At 65.5% G+C, this 21518-nt stretch carries 13 protein-coding genes; 4 read left to right on the top strand and 9 right to left on the bottom strand.

Annotation, left to right across the window (positions count from 1 at the left end):
- Nucleotides 1–127 precede the first annotated feature (127 nt).
- Complete coding sequence (locus AB2M62_RS02640; RefSeq protein ID WP_404337564.1) at nucleotides 128–1024, bottom strand: ROK family protein; 897 nt, start codon at nucleotides 1022–1024, stop codon at nucleotides 128–130.
- A 131-nt stretch (nucleotides 1025–1155) separates the two neighbouring features.
- Between AB2M62_RS02640 and AB2M62_RS02635 the strand changes: the two genes are divergently transcribed.
- The 3 genes from AB2M62_RS02635 (at nucleotide 1156) to AB2M62_RS02625 (ending at nucleotide 4199) form a co-directional block, all read left to right on the top strand.
- Nucleotides 1156–2469: a sugar porter family MFS transporter gene (locus tag AB2M62_RS02635; protein WP_404337562.1), complete on the top strand. Its 1314-nt coding sequence runs from the start codon at nucleotides 1156–1158 to the stop codon at nucleotides 2467–2469.
- Between the two features lie 12 nt (nucleotides 2470–2481).
- Nucleotides 2482–3687, top strand: coding sequence for an ROK family protein (locus AB2M62_RS02630; protein WP_404337561.1), 1206 nt, complete (start codon nucleotides 2482–2484; stop codon nucleotides 3685–3687).
- Between the two features lie 191 nt (nucleotides 3688–3878).
- Nucleotides 3879–4199, top strand: a complete 321-nt coding sequence (locus AB2M62_RS02625) for a DUF6881 domain-containing protein (RefSeq protein ID WP_404337560.1) — start codon at nucleotides 3879–3881, stop codon at nucleotides 4197–4199.
- A gap of 90 nt (nucleotides 4200–4289) precedes the next feature.
- Here the strand turns inward: AB2M62_RS02625 and AB2M62_RS02620 are convergent, their stop codons facing one another.
- The 7 genes from AB2M62_RS02620 to AB2M62_RS02590 all read right to left on the bottom strand — a co-directional run bounded on the left by AB2M62_RS02620 (nucleotide 4290) and on the right by AB2M62_RS02590 (nucleotide 19230).
- Nucleotides 4290–6611, bottom strand: a complete 2322-nt coding sequence (locus AB2M62_RS02620; protein WP_404337558.1) for a GH92 family glycosyl hydrolase — start codon at nucleotides 6609–6611, stop codon at nucleotides 4290–4292.
- A 2-nt stretch (nucleotides 6612–6613) separates the two neighbouring features.
- Nucleotides 6614–8050, bottom strand: coding sequence for a glycoside hydrolase family 125 protein (locus AB2M62_RS02615; RefSeq protein ID WP_404337557.1), 1437 nt, complete (start codon nucleotides 8048–8050; stop codon nucleotides 6614–6616).
- Between the two features lie 11 nt (nucleotides 8051–8061).
- Nucleotides 8062–10413: a GH92 family glycosyl hydrolase gene (locus AB2M62_RS02610; protein WP_404337555.1), complete on the bottom strand. Its 2352-nt coding sequence runs from the start codon at nucleotides 10411–10413 to the stop codon at nucleotides 8062–8064.
- Between the two features lie 43 nt (nucleotides 10414–10456).
- Nucleotides 10457–11512, bottom strand: coding sequence for a glycoside hydrolase family 43 protein (locus tag AB2M62_RS02605; RefSeq protein WP_404337553.1), 1056 nt, complete (start codon nucleotides 11510–11512; stop codon nucleotides 10457–10459).
- Between the two features lie 153 nt (nucleotides 11513–11665).
- Nucleotides 11666–14632 carry a TonB-dependent receptor gene (locus tag AB2M62_RS02600; protein WP_404337552.1) on the bottom strand — a complete coding sequence of 989 codons (2967 nt, stop codon included), beginning with the start codon at nucleotides 14630–14632 and terminating at the stop codon, nucleotides 11666–11668.
- A 213-nt stretch (nucleotides 14633–14845) separates the two neighbouring features.
- Nucleotides 14846–16807: a glycoside hydrolase family 2 protein gene (locus AB2M62_RS02595; protein ID WP_404337551.1), complete on the bottom strand. Its 1962-nt coding sequence runs from the start codon at nucleotides 16805–16807 to the stop codon at nucleotides 14846–14848.
- Between the two features lie 23 nt (nucleotides 16808–16830).
- On the bottom strand, nucleotides 16831–19230 hold the full coding sequence (locus AB2M62_RS02590; protein ID WP_404337549.1) for a GH92 family glycosyl hydrolase: 2400 nt from the start codon (nucleotides 19228–19230) through the stop codon (nucleotides 16831–16833).
- A 233-nt stretch (nucleotides 19231–19463) separates the two neighbouring features.
- On the opposite strand from AB2M62_RS02590, the gene AB2M62_RS02585 reads away from it, so the two are divergent.
- The gene (locus AB2M62_RS02585) at nucleotides 19464–20633 is read left to right on the top strand and encodes a glycoside hydrolase family 105 protein (protein WP_404337548.1); all 1170 of its coding nucleotides are present in this window, start codon (nucleotides 19464–19466) and stop codon (nucleotides 20631–20633) included.
- 63 nt (nucleotides 20634–20696) lie between these two features.
- On the opposite strand, the gene AB2M62_RS02580 is transcribed toward AB2M62_RS02585, so the two are convergent.
- Complete coding sequence (locus AB2M62_RS02580) at nucleotides 20697–21467, bottom strand: FadR/GntR family transcriptional regulator (protein WP_404337546.1); 771 nt, start codon at nucleotides 21465–21467, stop codon at nucleotides 20697–20699.
- Nucleotides 21468–21518: the final 51 nt, after the last annotated feature.

The raw sequence follows: 21518 nt of genomic DNA, 5'->3' as shown, positions 1-21518 counted from the left end.
GGAGACTAGACTTGCACGGCTGATCGACGGAAACGACTAAACTCGGTCAGCACGCATCGGAAAATCGATTAGTGAGAGGCGAAGTGTCATGACTCTATCCTCCCCAGCCCGGAGGGAGGACAGGAGGTCAGATATGCTCGATCGGGAGGGCAGTGTCGGCCAGCGCGATAGAGCCGAGCGGGCCGGCGGAAGCGCCGAGTGCAGGCGAGACGATGTACGCGCCCTCGGGAAGGCGCATATAGCCGTCGAGGCTCGCGCGCAGCGCTGCCTCGACACGGGGGATGAGATGCTGCTGACCCGAGAAGACGCCGCCGCCGATCGCGATCCGCCGCGGGCCGGCGCCGCAGACCAGCGCGTGGCACATCATCGCCAGCGTATGGACGATCGGCTCCCAGACCGCGTCCTCGGGCGAAAGGCTTTCGACCGTGCGGCCGCCGAGCCGCAGCATCAGCGCCGAGCCCGAGGCGAGCCCTTCGACGCAATCGCTGTGGAAGCTGCAGAAGCTGGGATGGTCATCGCCCGCCAGTCGCGGCACGCGGATATGCCCCCATTCGCTATGGCCGATGCCGCCGGTGGGGCGGCCATGGACGGTCAGCCCGACGCCGACGCCGGTGCCGACGGTGACATAGGCGAAATCGTCGATCCCCTGCGCGCAGCCCCAGGCGATCTCGGCGAGCGCGGCGGCGTTGACGTCCGTGTCGAACGCCGTCGGCACGTTGAACGGCGCGGAGAGGATGCCGAGCACGTCGGTTCCCGGCCAGGCGGCCTTGGTGGTCGCCATCACCTGGCCGAATCCGGGCGAAGTCGCATCGAGGTCGATCGGGCCGAACGAGGCGATGCCGAGCGCGGCGAAGCCCTTCGTGCTGTGCCATTGCTGGAGGATCGCAAGGATCGCCGGCAGGGTCTCGTCCGGCGTGGTCGTCGGAACGGTCTGCTGATCGAGGATCTCACCGGGGCCGTACGCGAGCGTGCACACACATTTCGTGCCGCCCAGCTCAACGCCCGCGCGTGGCAATGCCTTCATTCTCTCTCCCACACGCTACGCCAGAGAATACTTGCCCGGCATGCCCGCTCGATTAATAATTCAAATTACATAATTCAAAGCCGGGAGACGATGCAATGGGGCGGACAGCAAATGGGCTGAATCGTTCAGCCGTGACTGCGGCAAGCCTGGGCGGCTTGCTGTTCGGATTCGATACGGCGGTGATCGCCGGAGTCACCGAGGCGCTGCGCGGCACCTTCGGCCTCTCGGCGGCGGAACTCGGTGCGGCGGTTTCGGCGGCACTGGTCGGCACGCTGATCGGCGCGCTGGGCGCGGGCGCTCCGGGCGACCGGCATGGCAGCCGCACGGTGCTGATCTGGATCGCGATCGCCTATGTCATCTCCGCGCTGGGTTCGGCGGCGAGCGCGGGACTGCCGATGATCATCGCCTTCCGCTTCCTGGGCGGGCTCGCGATCGGCGGCTCCTCGGTGCTCGCGCCGGTCTATATCGCCGAGATCAGCCCGCCGGCGCGGCGCGGGCTGCTGGTCGGATCGTTCCAGCTGAGCATCGTCGTCGGCATCCTCGCGGCCTATGTCAGCAACTTCGTGGTGGGGCAGCTCGCCGAGGGCGACCTCGCCTGGCGGATCAAGCTCGGCGTCGCCGCCCTTCCCGCGCTGCTCTTCCTCGCGCTGCTGCTGCGCATCCCGCACAGCCCGCGCTGGCTGGCGCAGCGCGGCCGCGTGCCCGAGGCGCGCGGCGCAATCGAGCGGCTGGCGATGGGCGACGCCGACGCGTTGCTCGCGGAGTTCGGCGCCACGTCCGATACGGCAACCGCGCGCCTCAGCTGGCGCGCATACCGCAAGCCGATCCTGCTCGCGGTTTTGCTGGCGATGTTCAACCAGCTCTCCGGCATCAACGCGATCCTCTATTATCTCGGCGACATCTTCGCCGCCGCCGGGTTCGACGCCTGGTCGTCCGACCTGCAGGCAGTGGCGATCGGCGTCGCCAACCTCTTCGGCACGCTGCTCGGCATGTCGCTGATCGACCGGGTCGGGCGCAAGCCGCTGCTGCTGGTCGGCGCGCTGGGAACCGCCGTGGCGCTCGCCGCGGTCGCGACGATCTATTCGAGCGGGCATGGCGCGGCGCTGCTGCTGCCCTGCCTGATCGGCTTCATCCTGTTCTTCGCGATTTCGCAGGGCGCGGTGATCTGGGTCTATTTGTCGGAGATTTTCCCCACGCGCGTGCGCGCCCGCGGCCAGGCTCTGGGCAGCGCGACGCACTGGGGCATGAACGCGCTGATCGCCTTCGGCTTTCCCGTGGTGGCACAATATACCCAGGCGCTGCCGTTCTGGCTGTTCGCCGCGGCCATGCTAGTGCAGTTTGTCGTAGTATTGCGCTACTTCCCCGAGACCCGCGGCATCGCGCTCGAAGGGATGGAGCGCGCATTGGAGAAGCGACAGGATGGCCGAAACGATGATCGGGCTTGAGGGCAAACCGGCATGACCGATTCCGTCGTACGCGAGCGCCCGCGGCTTTCGGGCACCAATCTCGAGCGCGCCGCCGATCACAACCAGCGGGTGACGCTGCATGCGATCCGCGTGTGCGGGCCGCTCACGCGCGTCGACCTTGCCGGGATCACCGGGCTCACCGGCCCGGCGATCGCCAACATCACCAAGCGGCTGCTCAAGGACGGGCTGATCCAGGAAGCCGGGCAGCGCCGCGGCGGCCGGGGCCAGCCGCCCACTGCGCTGATGGTGCGCGGCGACGCCTGCTATTCGATCGGGGTCAATATCGACCGCGACCATATCACCATCGTGCTGGTCGATTTCGCCGGGCAGACGCTCGCGCGGGTGGTCGAGGAGATCGACTATGCGCTGCCCGACCAGGTGCGCTCGCTCTATCGGCGCTCGGTCAAGAAGATGCTGCGCAAGGCGGCGATCGACGAGACCCGGCTGGTCGGGCTCGGCGTCGCGCTGCCCGACGAACTGGGCCATGTCGACTTGCCGGGGCGCCCGGCGGCCTATTCGGCATGGGACAGCGTCGACATCCCGGCGCTGTTCGACGAGCCGTTCGATTTGCCGGTGTTCAGCGAGAATGACGCGGCGGCAGCGGCGATGGGCGAGATGCAGCTCGGCCTGGGGCAGAAGAACAACAGCTTCTTCTATATCCTGATCTCGTCGGGTCTCGGCGGCGGCCTGGTAGTCGACGGCAGCTATTTCCGCGGGGCGGACGGGCGCAGCGGCGAGCTGGGCTTCATGCGCGCGGCAAGCGGCGACGAGATCCAGCAGCTGGTGTCGCTGTCCGGCCTCGCCCGCTGCCTGGAGGCACGCGGGCTGGAGCTGGCGGCGCTCACCGGCAGCGCGCCCTCGCCCGAGGCGCAGGCATGCCTTGCCGACTGGACCGAGAACGCCGCGCGCCAGCTCACCGTGCCGCTGGAGGCCGTGAACTGCCTTATCAATCCTTCGGTGATCCTGATGGGCGGCCGGCTGCCGACCGCGCCGCTCGAGGCGCTGGCCGCGCGCACCAACGCGCTGATGCAGGAGCGCCGCGGCACGCTGCCGGCGGTGGCGCCGGTGGTGCGCGCCGCGCTCTCGGAGGACGCGCCCGCGGTGGGTGCGGCGATCCTGCCGTTCAGCCACTTCCTGCTGCCCAAGCCAGGGGCATTGTGGAAGGCAGGGAGCGGCGCGGAGGCGGCGGCGGCTTAGGGTCGCGTTATATACTTTCTTCTGTCACCCCGGGCTTGACCCCGGGGTCTCGCCACTTCGACGTCCAAGAAGAAGCGGGATCCCGGCTCAAGGCCGGGATGACCTAGGGCGTAAACTCATAAAAGCAGACTGGCAGCTAGCGCCCCATTTGCGGACGTTGCTCTGGCAGTCACCCGGACTACTATGTCGTGATGAAATCCAGCGAGCTGCCAATCCGCTTTCGTTTGCCGTGGCCGGACACTGAAATTCCAGCGGGCGAACCCTCATGGCTGTATTACGAGATCGACAAAGAGAAAGATGCCGTTCGTCGATCGATAGAAGTCTTTCCTGATGGTCGAATTACCCGAAATAGCATCGAGATCGAGGAGCGCGACGGCAGACCGTGCCCCTCTCTGATAGACGTTTCTCTTGATGAGGGCTTCGGCGACGGGGAGCCTCTGGCGATGTCGTTGGATGAGTTCGAAGACCTGTGGCGACAGGGTGTAGACACGCCATTCTGGAACGTCCGCTAACCACCCAATCTCGGACGTTCGAGGCTCGCCGAAAGCGCTCGTGTATGGGTTCACAACCTAGGAAAACAACGACTTGCACCGACCGCCCGGTCAGGCCGGCACGCCCCCGAACGACGGCGGGCGATCGGCCTTGGCGGTGCCGAAGCGCGACGGCTTGCCGCCCATCTCGAAGACCAGCTCGCCGCCCTGTTCGAGTTCGGCATGGCGGATCCAGTTGCGGGTCCAGGGCTTGCCGTTCCAGGTCACCGACTGGATATAGGGCCGGTCCGCGCCGTTGTTCTTCGCGATCACCTTGAGCGTGCGCCCTGCCCCCAACTTCACTTCGGCGCGATCGAACAAGGGCGAGCCGAACACATAGAGCGCGCTCACCGGATCGACCGGGTAGAAGCCCAGCGCCGAGAGCACGAACCACGCGCTCATCTGGCCGCAATCGTCGTTGCCGATCTCGCCGTCCGGATCGGCCTTGTACATCTCGGTGCATAGCCGGCGGATCATCGCCTGGGTCTTCGCCGGCGCGCCGGCATAGGCGTAGAGATAGGCGACGTGATGGTTGGGCTCGTTGCCATGGGCATATTGCCCGACCAGCCCCGAAATGTCTGGCGGCGCATTTTCGGGCAGGGTCGAGGGCGCATTGAACAGCGCGTCGAGTTGCGCCTCGAACTTTGCGTCGCCGCCAAAATGCGCGATCAGACCGTGGACGTCGTGCTGGTTGAGGAAGGTCGCCTGCCAGCCATTGGCCTCGGTATAGTCGCGGTGCTTCTTGGGATCGTGGCCGATCTGGACCGGGTCGTACGCCGCCCACCATTTGCCGTCGGAGAATTTGGGTCGCGCAAAGCCGATCGTGGGATCGATGACGTTGCGGTAATTGCGGCTGCGCTTACGCAGCGCCGCGGCGTCTTCCTTGGCGCCGGCGGCATCGGCGAGCACCGCCATCGCCCAATCGTCATAGGCATATTCCTGGGTGCGGCTGACCGACTCCCAGATCTGGTCGGCGGGAATGTAGCCGAGATCGTAATAATAGCCGCGGCCGAGCGAGCCGTCGCTGTCCTTGAAGCTGCGATCGAAGGCGCGGCGGCGGATATTGGGCCAGGCGGCGGCATAATCGGCCTTGATGCCCTTCACGCACGCCTCGGCCATCACCGACACCGAATGCCAGCCGATCATGCAGCCGGTCTCGACGCCCTGGAGCTGCCAGACCGGCGGGCCATAGGGGCTCTGCTGGGTCTGGCGGACAAGATCGCGCGTGAACATCGCGGCGCGCTCGGGCTGGACCAGGGTCAGCAGGGGATGCAGCGCGCGATAGGTGTCCCATAGCGAATAGGTGCTGAACGCAGGCGTATCGGCCGGCGCCTGATGGACCTGGCGGTCCATTCCGACATAGCGGCCGTCGCGATCGGTGAAGAGCGTCGGGGCGAGAAAGGCGTGATAGAGCGCACTGCCCAATATGGTGCGCTGCGCCGCCGTGCCGCCCTCGACACGGACGCAGTCGAGCTCCTTGGCCCAGGCGCGGCGCGCGGCGGTGGCGGTGCGATCGAAATTCCAGCCCTTCGCTTCGGCGGCGAGCGCAGCCTTGGCGCCGGCGACATCGACTGCGGAAATGCCGGTCTTGATCAGGATCGGATCGCCGCCGGCCTCATCGAAGAACAGGGCCAGCTTGAGCTTGTTGCCGGTGACGCCCTTGGCGCCTTCGGGCGCGGGCGTATTATTGTCGCCGAAGAACTGGACGCGGTCGGGCTTGCGCGAGAGCTGCATCGCGAAATGGATCTCGCGGCCCTTGGCCCAGCGATGCACCCGGCGGGTGCCGGTTAGCATACCGGCATCGTCCACGGCCAGCGAAGCCTGGTCGACGATCGTGCCCTTGTCCCACACGTCGAGGATCATGTGCGCGAAGTCGATCAGGATATGCCCGGCGCCGCTGGGGAAATGATAGCGGTGGAGGCCGGTGCGCTCGGTCACGGTCAGCTCGGCGAGCACCCCGGATTCGAGGCGGACGCGATAATAGCCGGGCTCGGCAGCCTCCTCGGAGAAGCGCTGGCGATAGCCGGTGTCGGGGTCGTCGAGCTTCCCCGGATCGAGCTGGAGCGGCCCGCGCGTCGGCACCACCAGTACGTCGAGCATGTCGCCGATGCCGGTGCCCGAGAGGTGGGTGTGCGAAAAGCCCATGATCGACGTGTCGCTGCGGTGAAAGCCCGAGCACGCGTCCCAGCGGCTATTGTCGGTATCGGGGCTGAGCTGGACCATCCCGAAGGGCAGCGACGCGCCCGGGAAGGTGTGGCCATGGCCGCCGGTGCCGATGAACAGATCGGGCTTGGCAGCCTGCGCAGCGGGCGCGCTGGCGAGCGACGGCGCGGCGCTGCCCAGCGCAGCGAGCCCGGTACCGGCGAGCAGCTGGCGGCGGTTGGCGGTGATCATCGTCAAATTTTCCCGGCAAGCAGCGCGGGCTTGCGCTTGGCGATGTCGAGGATCAGCTCGCCGAACAGTCCGTTGGTCCAGGCGAACCACTTCCGGGTGAAGTTGCTCGGATCGTCCTTGTGGAAGCTCTCGTGCATGAAGCCGGTGCCGGCATGCGTCGCCTTGAGCCAGCGCAGGCACTGGAGGATCGTAGCGTCGTCGTCGCTGTTGCGGGCGTGGACGATGATCGACATCGGCCAGATCATGTCGAGCCCGACATGCGGGCCGCCGATCCCCTCGGCCGCGCTTCCCTGGAAGAAATAGGGATTGCGCTTGCTCCAGGCGAGCGCGGCGGTGCGCCGGAACAGCGGATCCTCGCGATCGACTGCGCCGAGCAGCGCCAGCCCGCTGAGGCTCGGCACATTGGCGTCGTCCATGAAGATCGCGTTTCCGAAGCCGTCGACTTCGAACGCCCAGACCTCGCCGCCCTGCCCGTCCGGCATCTTGCCGTGCGCGTCGAGCGCGGCCTGCACTTCGGCGGCGAGCGCCAGGCAGTCCTGCGCCGCCGCGGTGTCGCCGCGCGCCTCGGCATGGACCTGCGCGACATGGCGCAGCGCCGACACCGCGAACAGGTTGGACGGGATCAGGAACGGCAGCACCGTCGAATCGTCCGACGGGCGGAACATCGAATGGATCAGCCCCACCTTGGCGGTCGGCGCGCCATAGCCGCCCAGCATCAGCGTCTCGGTCGGCGACTTGTCGACGCGCTGGAAATGATAGGGTCCCGGCCCTTCCTTGCGCTGCTGCTCGCGGAAGGTGGCTACGACGCGCTTGGCACCCTGCGACCAGAGATCGTCGAACGGCGCCTTGTCGCGCGTCGCGGTCCAATAGCCATGCGCGAGCCGCAGCGTGTAGCAGAGCGAATCGACCTCCCATTTCCGCTCGGCGACGCCGGGCTTCATGTCGGTCTTGTCGGTCTGCGACCATTCCAGATCGGTGGGTTTCGACAGGTCTTCCATGAAGGCATTGGCATAGGAATTGAGCAGGATGCAGCGCGCCTGGCGCTGGATCAGCCCGTGGAACAGCCGGCGCAGCGCGGCGTCCTTGGGAGCGAGATGAACATAGGTCTGCATCTGCGCCGAGCTGTCGCGCAGCCAGAGCGCGTTGATGTCGCCGGTGATGACCACGGCATCTGGCTTGCCGTCGAACGTGCCGAACTGCGCGACGGTGGTGTCGAGCGTGTTGGGGTAGCAATTCTCGAACAGCCAGGCGATCTCGGGATCGGCGATCTTGGCCTTCACCGCCTTGATCTCGGCCTCGACTGCCTTGCTGACGAAGCGGCGCTCGCCCACCGGCGGGCGCTTCGAGGCGAAGCCCTCGGCGGCCAGGGCACGCACCGGCAGGGCTGCCGCCGCCGCCAGCGCGCTCGCCCCGGCCATCACATCACGACGATTGAGCATCTATCCTATCCTTATTTCGCGGCCGGCGCCGACATCGAGAAGGGCGCGCTCGCCTTGTCGGCGCCCCATTGCTTGTTGGGCGTCGGGCCCATCACGAAGCGCAGCGTGCCGCCAGCCTGCAGTGCCTCGCGCGTCAGCCAGGTCTTGTCATGGCGCTTGCCGTTGAGCGTGACCGACTGGACATAGACGTTCTTGGCCGAATTGTTCTCGGCTTCGATCGTCAGCACCTTGCCGCTGGGCATCGTCACCTTGACCGAGCGGAACAGCGGGCTGCCGATGGCATATTCGCTGACCGTCGGCGTCACCGGATAGAAGCCCATCGCCGAGAAGACGTACCAGGCCGAGGTCTGGCCGTTGTCCTCGTCGCCGGGATAGCCGTCGGGCGTGGCCGAATAGAGCTTGGCCATCACGTCGCGGACATGCGCCTGCGCCTTCCACGGCGCGCCGGCCCAGTCGTAGAGATAGATCATGTGCTGGATCGGCTGGTTGCCATGGGCATATTGCCCCATGTTGACCACCTGCATCTCGCGGGTCTCATGGATCACCGAGCCGTAATAGCTGTCGTCGAAGATCGGTGCCTGGGTGAAGATCGAATCGAGCCGGTCGACGAACTTCCTGTCGCCGCCCATCAGGTCGATCAGCCCCTGGACGTCCTGCATCACCGACCAGCTGTAATGCATCGAATTGCCTTCGGTGAAGGCATCGCCCCATTTGTAGGGATTGAACGGCGTCGACCAGGAACCGTCCTTGTTGCGGCCGCGCATCCAGCCCGACTGGGCGTCGTAGATCTTGCGATAATTCTGCGCCTGGGCCGCGTATTTCTTGGCGTCGTCGGTCTTGCCGAGCGCCGTGGCGAGGCGCGAGAGCGAGAAGTCGGCGGTGGCATATTCGAGCGTGCGCGCGGCATTCTCGTTGATGCCCACATCATAGGGGACATAGCCGAGCTGGTTGTAATATTCGACGCCCTCGCGGCCGACCGCGCTCAGCACATTGCCGCGCTTGTCGGTCGGGCGGCCCTGCGAGGTGGTCGCGTTCTTGACCATCGCCTCATACAGCGTCTCGACGTCGAAGCCGCGCACGCCGTTCAGATAGGCGTCGGCGATCAGGTTCGCGGAATTCGATCCGATCATCACGTCGCGATGGCCCGGGCTCGCCCATTCGGGGAGCCAGCCGGATTCCTTGTAGGTGTTGACCAGCCCCTGCATGATCTGGCTGTCGACCTCGGGATAGACGAGCGCGAAATAGGGGAAAACCGCGCGCCAGGTGTCCCAAAAGCCATTGTCGGTGAACAGCGGGCCGTCATGCACCTTGCCGTCATAGGGGCTATAATGGACGGTCTTCCCGCGCGCATCCACTTCGTGGAACATCCGCGGGAACTGCAGGATGCGGTACATCGCCGAATAGAAGGTGCGGCGATTGTCGATGCTCGGGTCGCTGACCTGGATGCGGCCGAGCTCGCGCTCCCACACCGCCTTGGCCTTGGCCTCGGTCTGCGCATAGCTGTCCTTGCCGATCTCGCTGGTCAGGTTGCGCTCGGCCTGTTCGGGGCTGATGAACGACGAGGCGACCTTGACGTTCACCTGCTCGCCGTCGCGGGTCTTGAAGCTCACCACCGCGCCGACATGGTCGCCCTCGCGGTCGAGCGCCGCGGTCAGCTGGCCATTGTCGTCCCAGGTGCGGCTGACAGTGAAGTCATGGTCGAATTCGGCGACGAAGTAATTGTGGAAATTGCTCGGCACGCCGCCGTGATTGTTGCGGACATAGCCGGTGATCCGGCGCCGCGCGGGATCGATCGTCACCAGCGAACCGCCGGCCTGGCCGTCTAGGATGATGTGCGCGTCGTCGCTCTTGGGGAAGGTGAAGCGGAACTGCGCGGCGCGGCTCGTGGGCGCGACCTCGGCGGTCACGTCATAGTCCGCGAGGTAGACCTTGTACTTGTAGGGCCGCGCCTCCTCGGCCTTGTGGCTGAACCAGCTCGCGCGCTCTTCCTGACCGATCTTGAGCGCGCCGGTCTCCGCGAACAGCGCGAAGGCGGCATAGTCGTTCATCCAGGGGCTGGGCTGGTGCGTCTGCTTGATGCCGTTGATCTTCTCGGCGTCATAGGTGTAGCCCCAGCCATCGCCCATCTTGCCGGTGACCGGCGTCCAGAAGTTCATCCCCCAGGGCACCGCCACCGCGGGATAGGTGTTGCCGTAGGAAAGCCCGTGGCTCGAATCGGTGCCCATCAGCGGGTTGACGAGGTCGGCGACCGACTCGTCATTGGTCTGCGCGAGGGCTACCGGCGCGAGCAGCGTGGGCGCGACGAGCGCGGTGCTGACGGACAGCGCAATGGCAGTGCGCAGCGAGCGGGCAAAAGTCTTCAACGCAGGTCTCCCCCAGAACGGAATATCTTGGGCACGCGGCGCATCAGCGCGCGCGCCCGAGCGGGCGTGGGTCCACGCCTTGATTGGTCATCACGACAGGCCGAATCGTGCCGTCGGCGTTGAACACCATCCGGTCGATCGCGACCTGGCGGTGCTCGCCGATGTCGTCGCCGAGCGGGCGGCGGTGATAGACGATGTACCAGTCGTCGGTGTTCGGGACCTGGACCACCGAATGGTGCCCTGCCCCGCGCGCGATCTCGAAATCCTGGGCGAGAATCTTGCCCATCGGCTTGAACGGTCCGGTCGCGCTCGGCCCCATCGCATAGGCGACGCTATAGTCGGGGCCGGTCCAGCCGCCCTCGGACCACATCAGATAATAGACGCCCTTGCGCTTGATCACGAACGAGCCCTCGACATAGCCGGGAGGCGTGATCTCCTTATACGTGCTGCCGTCGGCGAACGGCACGATCGAGCGCAGGTCCTTGCTGAGGTGCACGACGTTGCAGTGGCTCCAGCCGCCATAGAATAGATAGACCTGACCATCATCGTCGCGGAAAACGAACGGATCGATCGGCTGGGCGCCATTGTGGAAAGTATCGATCAGCGGCTTGCCCAGCGCGTCCTTGAACGGGCCGCCCGGCTTGTCGGCGACAGCCACGCCGATCCCTCCGCGCTCGGCATCGCTCTGGATGTCATTGGCGGCGAAGAACAGGTAATATTTCCCGCCCTGCTCGATCGCCGTCGGCGCCCAGACGGCATAGCCCGCCCAGGCGATATTCTCGGTGCTGAGCACACGGCGATGCTTGGTCCAGTGAACCAGATCGGGCGACGAGAAGGCATCGAAATAGGTCTGCTTGCCGTAAGACGGGCGGACCATATGGGTCTTACGCAGATCTTGCTGCGCGGGCGTGAAGCGCGGCGGCGCTTCCGGGCCGGCGGCATCGTCCGAATAGGTCGGGTAGATCCAATATTGGCCCGCGAAGATGCGGATCTCGGGATCGGCATACCAGCCCGGCAATGCCGGATTGGGTGCGGGCGCGGAGCCCGTAAGGAACATCACTGCCGCGGCAGCGAGGCCAGTCAGGATCTTGCGCTTCATGCCGCCTCTTCCTGCATTGAAATTGCGCCGGTGTTGCCGGCTTGTCGCACGAAAACGGCCCTTTGTAGAAAGGTGGAGGTGACCCGGGGGATGGGTCACCTCCTAGGGGGCCTTGGGGGGCTTTAGCGTGCGTGCGTCAGCAGGGCCGACACATCAGAACTTGTACGAAAGGCCGACATAGGCGCGGCGACCCGAATAGACATTCGAGATGAAGCGGTCCTTGGTGTCGTTGCCCAGGTGCGAGCGCTGTTCGGACTTGGTCAGGTTGATGACCGAGGCAGTGATCTGGAAGTTCTTGAACACGTCGAGTGCCGCGTTGAGATCGACCTGATCGTACGGATCGTCATAGACGTTGAGGCCCGACGACAGGCCGCGCACCACTTCGCCGCGGCGATTATACGAAGCCCGCAGCAGGACCGGGCCATGCTCGTAGAAAACCGAGGCGTTGACCTGGGTCTTGGCACTGCCGACCAGCGCGGATTCACCAAGCTTGGTGCCGTTCAGCGTGACAGCGGCTTGGTTGGTATCGTTGTACGTGAAGTTCACCTGCGCGCCGAGGCCGAAGTCCAGCGTATGCTGGGCATAGACTTCGACGCCCTGCGACACCGCGCTAGTGCCGTTGGCCTGGGTCGAATATTGCTGGACGGTCACGGTCTGGCCGGCGACTTCCTGCTCCAGATCGATCACGACCGGCACGATGAAGTTCTTCACGTCCTTGCGGAACAGCGTGAAGCCCAGCACCGAGCCGCGGGTGAAATACCATTCCGCGCCGACGTCATACTGCCAGGCGCTGAACGGCTTCAGATCGAAGTTGCCGCCATTGCCGAACCAGCCCGGCAACGCGCCGAATTCCGCGCGATCGAACACAAAGGCGTCCGCGTTGAAGGTGAGCGAGCGCGCACCCGCCAGATCGCCATAGCCCGGCCGCGAAATCACCTTGGATGCCGCGCCGCGCAGCAGCAGGTTGGGCATCGCTTCCCACGAGATGTTGAAGCTCGGCAGGAAATCCGTGTAGCTCTTGCCCTCGGCATTCTGGCTGAAGACGCGCTGCTGGCGCTGGCTCTCCGGGATCACCAGGCAGTTGCCGTCCTCGCCGCGCGGCTTGTTGGCGTCGAAGGGGCCGCCCGGGCCGTTCACGCAATAGTCGTTCTCGTAGAACAGCGCGTCGGTCGAGGTGCCGTCCTGCTTGGTGTTGACCACGCGCAGACCGATATTGCCGCGGACATTGTCCATCTTGAAGTTCGCCTGGGCATAGCCGGCCCAGATCTTCTCCTGGATGTCGTAGACATTCTGCGGCTCGGGCACGCGGACCGGGCCGTTATAGGTGTCGTTCAGATAGCCGATATAGTTCTGGATGTTGATTGCCGGGAACGCGCTCGTCTGGAACCCGCCGGCGATGTTGCCGAGCGAATTCGGGTAGAAGATCTCCGGCAATGCCAGCGCGCCACCTGGCGTATCCTGGAAGCGCAGCGTGTTGGCGGCATCCGAATACCATTCGAAGCGGCCGGTCTCGCGGTGGATGCGCCCATCGCGCCACTTGGCGCCGACCTGGATCGAGTCGAGGAAGTTCGAGTCGAACTTCCGGGTCACGTCCACCTGCGCATAGCGCTGGGTGATCGAGCTGTTGGTGAAGCCCGAGCCGGTCGAGCCGAGATCGATCTGGGCCACGCCGTTCAGCATGTTCTGGATCAGGTTGGGCGAGAAATTCATCGCGATCGACTGATCGGTGAAGTTCCAGGCACTGAGCGCGTTGCCGTTGACGCTGCCGTTGCGCGGCTTGGCCTGGGCATAGAATTGGAACGAGGGACCACCGGTCGCCCGGGTCTTGCCGAACACGAAATCGACGTTGAGGTGGCCGAGTTCCCAATTGCCGCGCACGTCATAAGTATTCGAGACGCTCTTCTCGCGGACATAGGTGTCCTGCGGCGCCGGGGTTTCCATCGTGCACAGATTGCCGGTGACGCGGCAGCCGGTGCCTTCGGCGGGCACCTGGAAGGTCGCACCGGTCAACACCGTGCCGCTCTTGTCGAAGGTCGCGTCGGTGAAGAAATTGCCATAGCCCCATTCGGGGATCTTGATGCTGCTGCGGGTATAGTCGCCGTTGAGCTGGAAGCGGAAATAGTTCGCGGTGATCTCGAGATTGTCGAACGGCTTGGCCTGCATCGTCGCCTGGATGCCGAGGCGCTTGCGCTTCTGCTCCATGATCGTCTCGCTGACCGACTGGGGCGCCCAATAGCCGCTGTAATGCGTGCCACCTTGCGTGGTCTGGCCGGCATTGCTGCCGCTGTTCCAGTAATCGATGGCAGCGTCGTTGGCGAAGGTGTTGCCGTTGACGTCGGTCGCGGGATCGGTCGCCTTGTCGTCGGTCCACCAATGCCAGCTGTCGCCCGACGCGCTGAGCGAGCGGTTGGTGCGCACCTGATAGGTCGCGCCGACCAGAAAACCGAGCGTCTTGTCTTCGTTGCGCCACGACAGCAGCCCGGAGACGTTCGGCTCGACCTTCTTGGTGACGTCCGAATAGGTGCCTTCGGCCGAAACGCTGCCCGACCAGGGATCGAGGTCGAAGGGCTTGCGCGTATGGTTGATGATGACGCCGCCGACACCGCCTTCATCGAGGCGCGCCTCGGAGGACTTGAACACTTCGACGCTGCCGATCAGCGCCGAGGGCAGCAGCAGATAGTTGAACGAGCGCGAGGGATCGTTGCTGTCGGCACCGGCGATGAAGTTGCCGTTGAGCTCGGTCAGCGTGAGGTCCGAGCTGAGGCCGCGGATGCTGACCCGGCTGCCTTCGCCGCCGTCGCGATCGATGATGACGCCCGGCACGCGCTGCAGCGAGTCCGCGACGTTCTTGTCGGGGAACTTGCCGACGTCCTCCGCGGTGATCACGTCGACGAACGCGTTGGCCTCGCGCTTCTGGTTAAGGCTTTCCTCGATCGAGGCGCGATAGCCGGTGACGACGATGTCCTCGTCGGCCTGCGCCGGTGCGGCCGCGCTGTCCTGTGCCGGGGCCGCGGCGTCCTGCGCATGCGCCGCGCCGCTCATCGCGACGAGCACGCTTGCCGAAAGCATCAGATCGCGCGCGAACCGGCCGCGCGTCGTGCGAATTTGTGCAACCTTCATCTTCCGTCTCCTCCCTGTGCCGTGGCGTTGATCGCCTTCGGCTTGCTTCCCCACGCCTGCCCGGACTGGGTTCAGGCGGTAATCGCTTACATGCAGATCAGAATATAAAAACCAAATTGTCAATTAAATCAGATTTTGGTCGGAGCTGCGCACGACGGTCCGTTGTGAAGCGGCGCCGAAACGAAGCCCGTATTATTGAACTAAAACACGCCTTTACGGTTTTGCGTTGGCTTCGTTGAGCGGCCGCGCCAACTCGGCAAAGGCCGCGGCAGGCGCCTTGGCGACTTCACGGTCATAGGTGAGCAAGCCGTTGATCTCGCCTTCGACGTCGGTGGTCTGGGTATAGACCGAGGCGCTCAGGCCGTTGACCTTCGACTGGCGGACGATCTCGTCGAACTTGCGCTTGTAGCGCGCGAGATAGTCCTTGGCGTCGGTGGTGACCTGGTAGCTCCAGCGCTTGTCCTCGCGCCACAGATGCCCTTCGATCGGCCAGCCCACGCCGCCATATTCGCCGATCACGATCGCGCGGTCGCTCTGCCGGGTCGGCACGTGCGGCACGTCTTCATAGGTGTGGATGTCGAACAGGTCCGAGGCGCCCGGCGCGACGTCGAGCCAGCCGCTATCGGCGTTGACCAGCCGGCTCGGGTCCATGCCCTTGACGAAGCGCGCGAGCGTGGCGGAATCATACTGGCCCCAACCCTCGTTGTTGACCACCCAGGTCACGATCGAAGGGAAGGCGCGCAAGCCGCCGATCATCCGCGACAATTCGGCCTGCTGGTCGGCCATCACTTCGGACGGAAGCACCGCCTGGCTCTGGCTGCTGCCAGTGACGAACTGGTCCTCGCCGCCGCCCGAGGGCATGTCCTGCCAGATCAGCATGCCCATGTGATCGGCGTCGTAATAATAGCGCGCCGGCTCGACCTTGATGTGCTTGCGGACCATGTTGAATCCGGCCTTTTTCAGGAATTCGAGGTCGTAGCGCATTCCCTCTTCCGAAGGCGGGGTCAGCAAGCCATCGGGCCACCACCCCTGATCGAGCGTGCCGTTGTGGAAATAGGGCTTGTTGTTGAGCAGCAGCATCGGCTGGCCGTGGATACTGCCCGGCCCCACCGAGACCTTCCGCATCGCGAAATAGGCCTTCACCGTGTCGCGCGGCTGGCCGACCACCTGGGCAGCGGCATAGGTCGCGACTTCGCCTTGCGTGAAGCGCGAGTCATAGGCGGTGCGATTGCGCTCCGGCTTGCCCGCATAGGGATCCTTGACCGTCACCAGCTCGGCGACGAGATCGTAGAGGAACGGATCCTCGGGCGACCAGAGATGCGCGCGCGGGATTTCGAGCGAAGCGTGGCGATTGGCGCGCAGGATCGTCGAGGCGATCGTCCGGCCGCCCGACTTGACGCTGAGGCGCACCGCATCGGTATCCTCGGCCCAGGCGCTCAGCGCGACATCGACTTCGACCTTGCCGGTATCGATGTTCGGCGTCGCGCGAACGTCGGCGATGTGCAGCTCGGGCACCGGCTCCAGCCACACCGTCTGCCAGATGCCCGAGACCGGGGTGTACCAGATGCCCTCGGGATCGAGGATCTGCTTGCCGCGCGGCTGGCTGCCCTTCGAGGTGGGATCGGCGACCTGGACGACGAGCTCATTGTCGCCGGCGCGCAGCGGATCGGTGATGTCGAAGCTGAACGCGTCCGATCCGCCCTTGTGCGCACCCACCGGCACGCCGTTGACGAACACCGTGGCGGCATAGTCGACCGCGCCGAAGTTCAGCCGGATGCGCTGACCCGCCCAGCCGGCGGGCACGGTGAAGTGGCGGCGATACCAGATACGGTCGTCGGGCAGCACTTTCCGGGCCACGCCCGAAAGCTTGGATTCCACTGCAAACGGCACCAGGATCTTGCCGTCCATCTGCGTCGGCTGGGGCTGCGACGCCTTGACGATCGCATAGTCCCACAGGCCGTTGAGATTCTGCCACGCCTCGCGCTGGAACTGCGGGCGCGGATAGCTGCGCCAGGCATTTTCCGGCGTCACTGCCTTGCCCCAGCGGGTGATCAGCTTGCTGGTATAGACCGCATCGCTGCGCGCGCCTGCCGCCGGGGCCGCGGTTTGCGCCATCGCCGCGCCGGCATCGATCATCGCAAGCGTCAGCGCAAGGGCGCCGGTCAAGTTCCGCATCCGCAACGTCTTTCCCCTCTTCATCAATGTGCCGGCCGCGACAGCGACGGCGGCGCGTCGCCGGGCGCGCTGCCCCAGGCGGGGTTGGGCTTGGGCCCCATGGTCAGCACCAGGGTCGCGCCGTCGGCGATATCACCGTGGCGGAACCAGGGTTTTGTCCAAGGACGGCCGTTCATTGTGGCCGACTGGATATATTGGTTCCTCGCCGAATTGTTCCGGGCGACGATCTCGAACGCCTTGCCGTTGCCCATCTTCAGCACCGAACGATCGAACAGCGGGCTGCCAAGCACATAGACGTCGCTCGACGGATCGACCGTGTAGAAGCCCAGCGCGCTGAGCGCGTACCAGGACGAAGTCGCGCCCTGATCGTCCATGCCGGGATAGCCGTAGCCGGCGGCATCGCTGCCATAGAGATCGCCGAGCACGCGGCGCACCAGCGCCTGGGTCTTCCAGGGTTGCCCGCTCCACGCATAGAGATACGGCGCGTGCTGGTCGGGCTGATTGCCTTGCACGAACTGGCCGATCACGCCGGTGCAATCGCGGCAGATGCCCTTGGGATTATAGGGGGTGTTGAAGAACTGATCGAGCTTGGCGTTGAAGCTGGCGCGCCCGCCGAGCGCATCGATCAGGCCGTGTACGTCGTGTGCGCCGAGCCACAGCGTCGACCAGCCCGACGCCTCCTTCATCATGAAGTTGTAATAGGGTTCGGCCGGGTCGAACGGGCTCATCCATTTGCCGTCCGCCGTGCGCCCGCGGACGAAGCCGATCGAGCGATCGAATACATTGCGCCAGTTGCCCGCGCGCTTGCGGAACAGCCGGGCATCGTCCGGCTTGCCCAGCCGATCGGCCATTTCGGCCATCGCATTGTCGTCCCAGGCATATTCGATCGTGGTGGCGGCACCGGCCTTGCCGCCGGCATAAGGCGGGCTGGGATTACCTTCGGGAACGTCGTCCGAAATCCAGCCCTTCTTGTCATATTCAGCAAGGAAGTCGCGCGGCCCCTTGGGATCGGTCGCATTCTTGCGGAGGAATTCATAGGCTGCCGCATAATCGAACGGGATGCCGCGCCGCATCGCGCCGAGATAGAGGAACACCGCATTGTCGCCGTGGAACGACGTGTTCATGAAGCCGCGCTCGCGGGCCATGTCGAGCTCGGACTGCATCACGTTGACGGTGACCTCGGGTTCAAGCAGCTCGAGCAGCACGATCTGGTTGCGGCCGGTATCCCAGAAGGGCACCGGGCCATAGCGGTCGTAATCCACCGCCAGGGTCTGGCCGCGCGAATTGGTGAACTGCTCGCCCTTGCGCGCCACCAGCCGCGGGCTGGCGAAGGACTGGAACAGCGTCGAGTAGAACAGCATGCGCTGCTTGGTGGTACCGCCGCTGACCTGCACGCGATCGAGCAACTGTTTCCACTCGCTGCGGGCGCGGCCGCGAATGCCGTCGAAATCCCAGCCCGGGCTCTCTTCGCGCAGCCGGCGCTCGGCGGCCTCGTAACTGGCCCCATGCGCGATCTTGACGAGCACCGCCTCGCCTTCGCGGGTGGTGAAATCGGCATAGATGCCGGCAAAGCTGCCTTCGATCGCGCGGGTATCGGGCTGGACGTCCTTGTCGCCAATGCCATAGCCTCGGGCATTGCCCGGCGCTTTGCGGAAGGTGCCGAAGCGCTTGAACGGCTTGGAGAATTCCGCGACGAAATAGCCGCCGTCGCGTGCATTATTGTCGTTGCGCGAGGCGACGACGCCGCGCACCGTGCGGTCGCCGACGATCTCTACGGTACCACCGCGGCCCTGGAGGTTGAGGATCACATGCGCGCGCTCGGTCGCAGGGAAGGTGAAGCGCATCAATGCGGTCGCCTGGGTCGCGGTCAGCTCGACCCTGGTCTTGAAGCTGTCGAGAAAGACCGAATAATAGCCCGGCGACGCCGTCTCACGGGCCTTGTCATAATAGGCTTCGGTATAGACCGGCGGCACGGTCCAGTCGCCGACGATCGGCATCAGCGTGGGCGTGGCGCGCGCGCCATAGGTCGGGCCGCCGCCGCCGGTGAAGCCAATCATCGTCGGATTGGTGTAGTAATAGGGCGTGGCGACACCCCAGGGATAGCTCAGCTCGACGTTCGAATTGACCGGCGCCGCCTCGACTGCGCTGTGCGGCAGCCGCGCGCCGGGCGAGGTCAGCCCCGAATAGAGCGGCTCGCCCGCGGGGGGCGCGTTGCCGATGAATTCGGGATTGTCGAGCGGCGCAGTGCCGACCAGCGGGTTGGCCTGGTCGACAGGCTCGCGCGCGGCCCCGGGGCGATCCTGGGCCCGAGCAGCGCCAAAGCCGGCACAGGCGAGCATCGAAACCGTCGTCACAAGTGCCACCGAAGCGACACGCCTGCGCGCCGGGCGCGGACTTCCAGAGCTGTTGCCGATATACCCCATGCCACTCTCCCTGATGACGAGTTGCCTCGCCTTGGGCCCGTTTGCCGAGCTCCGGTTCGACCGATCCTTGCGGTCCGGTGTCGGTTTGATCGTTTAAATAAATCAAATTGTCAAATGAAGCCGATGCACTTTTTGGATGCCCTGTATGCGCGCCCACGCCGACATTGGCCTTACCAGTTGCTTGACTCGATCTGCGCGCCGCAACACCATGCAGGGAAGACGCGGGAGGTGGGATGAGGCTTGGGCTCTGGGGACCGCTGGCGCTGCTGGGCGCCGCAATGGCATCGCCGGCTTTCGCCGGGGAAACGGCTGTCGCGGCGGCAGCGTCGCTACCTGGCCGTGCGGCCGTTTTGGCCGCTGCCGAACGGGTGGCGGATTGGCAGCTGGGGCACCTCGACGATCTCGGCTACATGCCACGCGCCTCGACAAGTGCGAAGAACCCGCGTGATTGGCAGCAGGCGGCCTTTTGGGTCGCGCTGACGCATCTCGCCGATCGCTCGCGCGCGCCGCGCTACCGCGATGCGATCTTCGCAAAAGGACGCGAAGCCGGCTGGCGGCTGGGCGACCGCCTCTACCACGCCGACGATCATCTGATCGGCGCCGCCTGGATCTGGGCGGCACGCCACGGCGCCGGAGCGGAAGCGCTCGCGCCTACTCGCGCGGCCTTCGACAAGATCCTCGCCGCGCCGATGACCGGCGGCCTGATCTTCGCCACCCCGGAAAACGGCGATCCCGACTGCACCACCCGCTGGTGCTGGTGCGACGCGTTGTTCATGGCCCCACCCACCTTGTTTGCGCTCGCCCGCGATACCGGCGACGCCCGCTATGCCGCCTTTGCCGACCAGGAATATCGCGCCACCACCGGCGCGCTGTTCGACAAGGCCGAGCATCTCTATTTCCGCGACAGCCGCTTCTTCGATCGACGCGGCGAGCATGGCGAGAAGCTGTTCTGGAGCCGGGGCAATGGCTGGGTGTTCTCCGGCCTCGCCCGGCTGATACCCGAACTCGACGCGCGGGATCCGCGGCGAGCCTATTATGTCAGCCTGTTCAAGGAGATGGCAGCACGGCTGGTCGTGCTTCAGCGGCCCAATGGCTATTGGGCGCCCTCTTTGCTCGAAGATCCCAAGGCCGCGATGGACGAGACCAGCGGGACGGGCTTCTTCGTCCACGGCCTCGCCTGGGGTATCAAGGCGGGATTGCTCGACCGCAAGCGCACCCTGCCCGTCGTCGAGCGCGGCTGGGCTGCGCTCCAACGCGCAGTGCAGCCCGACGGACGGCTCGGCTGGGTCCAGCAAGTGAGCGACCGGCCCGACGCAGTCGCGGCGACGGATACCCAGTTCTACGGGGTCGGCGCCTATCTGCTCGCGGGTGCGGCGGTGTACGACCTTGCCGAGGCAGGTTAGTTGGCGGGACCTTATAAGACGCGAGGCCAGACGTCATTGTAAGGCCAATTTTCTTCGGAAGGCTTAGGCCGACCCAATCTTGAGCCGCCGCGCGACGCTGTCGCGCCGGGCGTCGAGCTCGCTGCGGGCGCGCTCCATCACTTCGAGTTCGGTGGCTTCGAGCAGGTCGTCGACCACCCCGCGCAGGTGGCGACGCATCGCCGTACGCGCCGCGCTCGGATCGTGCGCCCGGAGCGCCTCGACGATCGGGCGATGCTCCTCGGCGCGCGGCGTCACGCCCTCGCGCTTGGCACGGGCGAACATGTTGGCGCAGAGCGGCGACTTGGTGCGCAACTCCCAGAGATATTCGACGACGCTGCGGATCGCGGCATTGCCGGTGGCGGCCGCAATGGTGAGGTGAAAGCGGTGATCGGCCTCGAGCACCTTGGCATCATTGCCGTCATGCGCGCCCATCTGATCGACCAGGCCATCGAGCTCGGCAAGCTGCTCGTCGGAGATCGACACGGCGGCGAGCGCGGCAGCTTCGCCTTCGAACAGGATGCGCGCCTCGGTCAGGTCGAAGGCGCCGACATCGAAATTGAGCGCGTCCTCGCGCTGGCGGGTGCCGTGCTCGTGCCGGGTGACATAGAGGCCCGAGCCGTGGCGCGCCTCGATCCAGCCCTTCATCTCGAGCGCGATCATCGCCTCGCGGATCGTCGGGCGGCTGACGCCATATTCCTCGGCAAGGTCGCGCTCGCCCGACAGTCGGGTGCCCGGCGCCCAGCGCCCCTCCTCGATCGCCGTGGCGATCTGGGCGGCGATGCGCTGGTAGAGCTTGTTCCCGGTGATGTGCATGGCCGGAAGCCTGCCACAGGCGGCGGGTCTTGTCGATTGGTCAGACAAAAA

It is taken from the genome of Sphingomonas sp. MMS12-HWE2-04, assembly GCF_044881185.1.
In the GTDB taxonomy this organism is placed as follows: domain Bacteria; phylum Pseudomonadota; class Alphaproteobacteria; order Sphingomonadales; family Sphingomonadaceae; genus Sphingomonas.
This window is presented reverse-complemented; position numbering and strand designations above follow the sequence as displayed.

What these genes read in the sequence shown, in the direction of transcription:
- AB2M62_RS02585 (WP_404337548.1), top strand. Translation starts at nt 19,464, where the DNA reads ATGAGGCTTGGGCTCTGGGGACCGCTGGCGCTGCTGGGCGCCGCAATG.
- AB2M62_RS02640 (WP_404337564.1), bottom strand. Translation starts at nt 1,024, where the DNA reads ATGAAGGCATTGCCACGCGCGGGCGTTGAGCTGGGCGGCACGAAATGT.
- AB2M62_RS02580 (WP_404337546.1), bottom strand. Translation starts at nt 21,467, where the DNA reads ATGCACATCACCGGGAACAAGCTCTACCAGCGCATCGCCGCCCAGATC.
- AB2M62_RS02620 (WP_404337558.1), bottom strand. Translation starts at nt 6,611, where the DNA reads ATGATCACCGCCAACCGCCGCCAGCTGCTCGCCGGTACCGGGCTCGCT.
- AB2M62_RS02615 (WP_404337557.1), bottom strand. Translation starts at nt 8,050, where the DNA reads ATGCTCAATCGTCGTGATGTGATGGCCGGGGCGAGCGCGCTGGCGGCG.
- AB2M62_RS02630 (WP_404337561.1), top strand. Translation starts at nt 2,482, where the DNA reads ATGACCGATTCCGTCGTACGCGAGCGCCCGCGGCTTTCGGGCACCAAT.
- AB2M62_RS02590 (WP_404337549.1), bottom strand. Translation starts at nt 19,230, where the DNA reads ATGGGGTATATCGGCAACAGCTCTGGAAGTCCGCGCCCGGCGCGCAGG.
- AB2M62_RS02595 (WP_404337551.1), bottom strand. Translation starts at nt 16,807, where the DNA reads ATGCGGAACTTGACCGGCGCCCTTGCGCTGACGCTTGCGATGATCGAT.
- AB2M62_RS02625 (WP_404337560.1), top strand. Translation starts at nt 3,879, where the DNA reads ATGAAATCCAGCGAGCTGCCAATCCGCTTTCGTTTGCCGTGGCCGGAC.
- AB2M62_RS02600 (WP_404337552.1), bottom strand. Translation starts at nt 14,632, where the DNA reads ATGAAGGTTGCACAAATTCGCACGACGCGCGGCCGGTTCGCGCGCGAT.
- AB2M62_RS02605 (WP_404337553.1), bottom strand. Translation starts at nt 11,512, where the DNA reads ATGAAGCGCAAGATCCTGACTGGCCTCGCTGCCGCGGCAGTGATGTTC.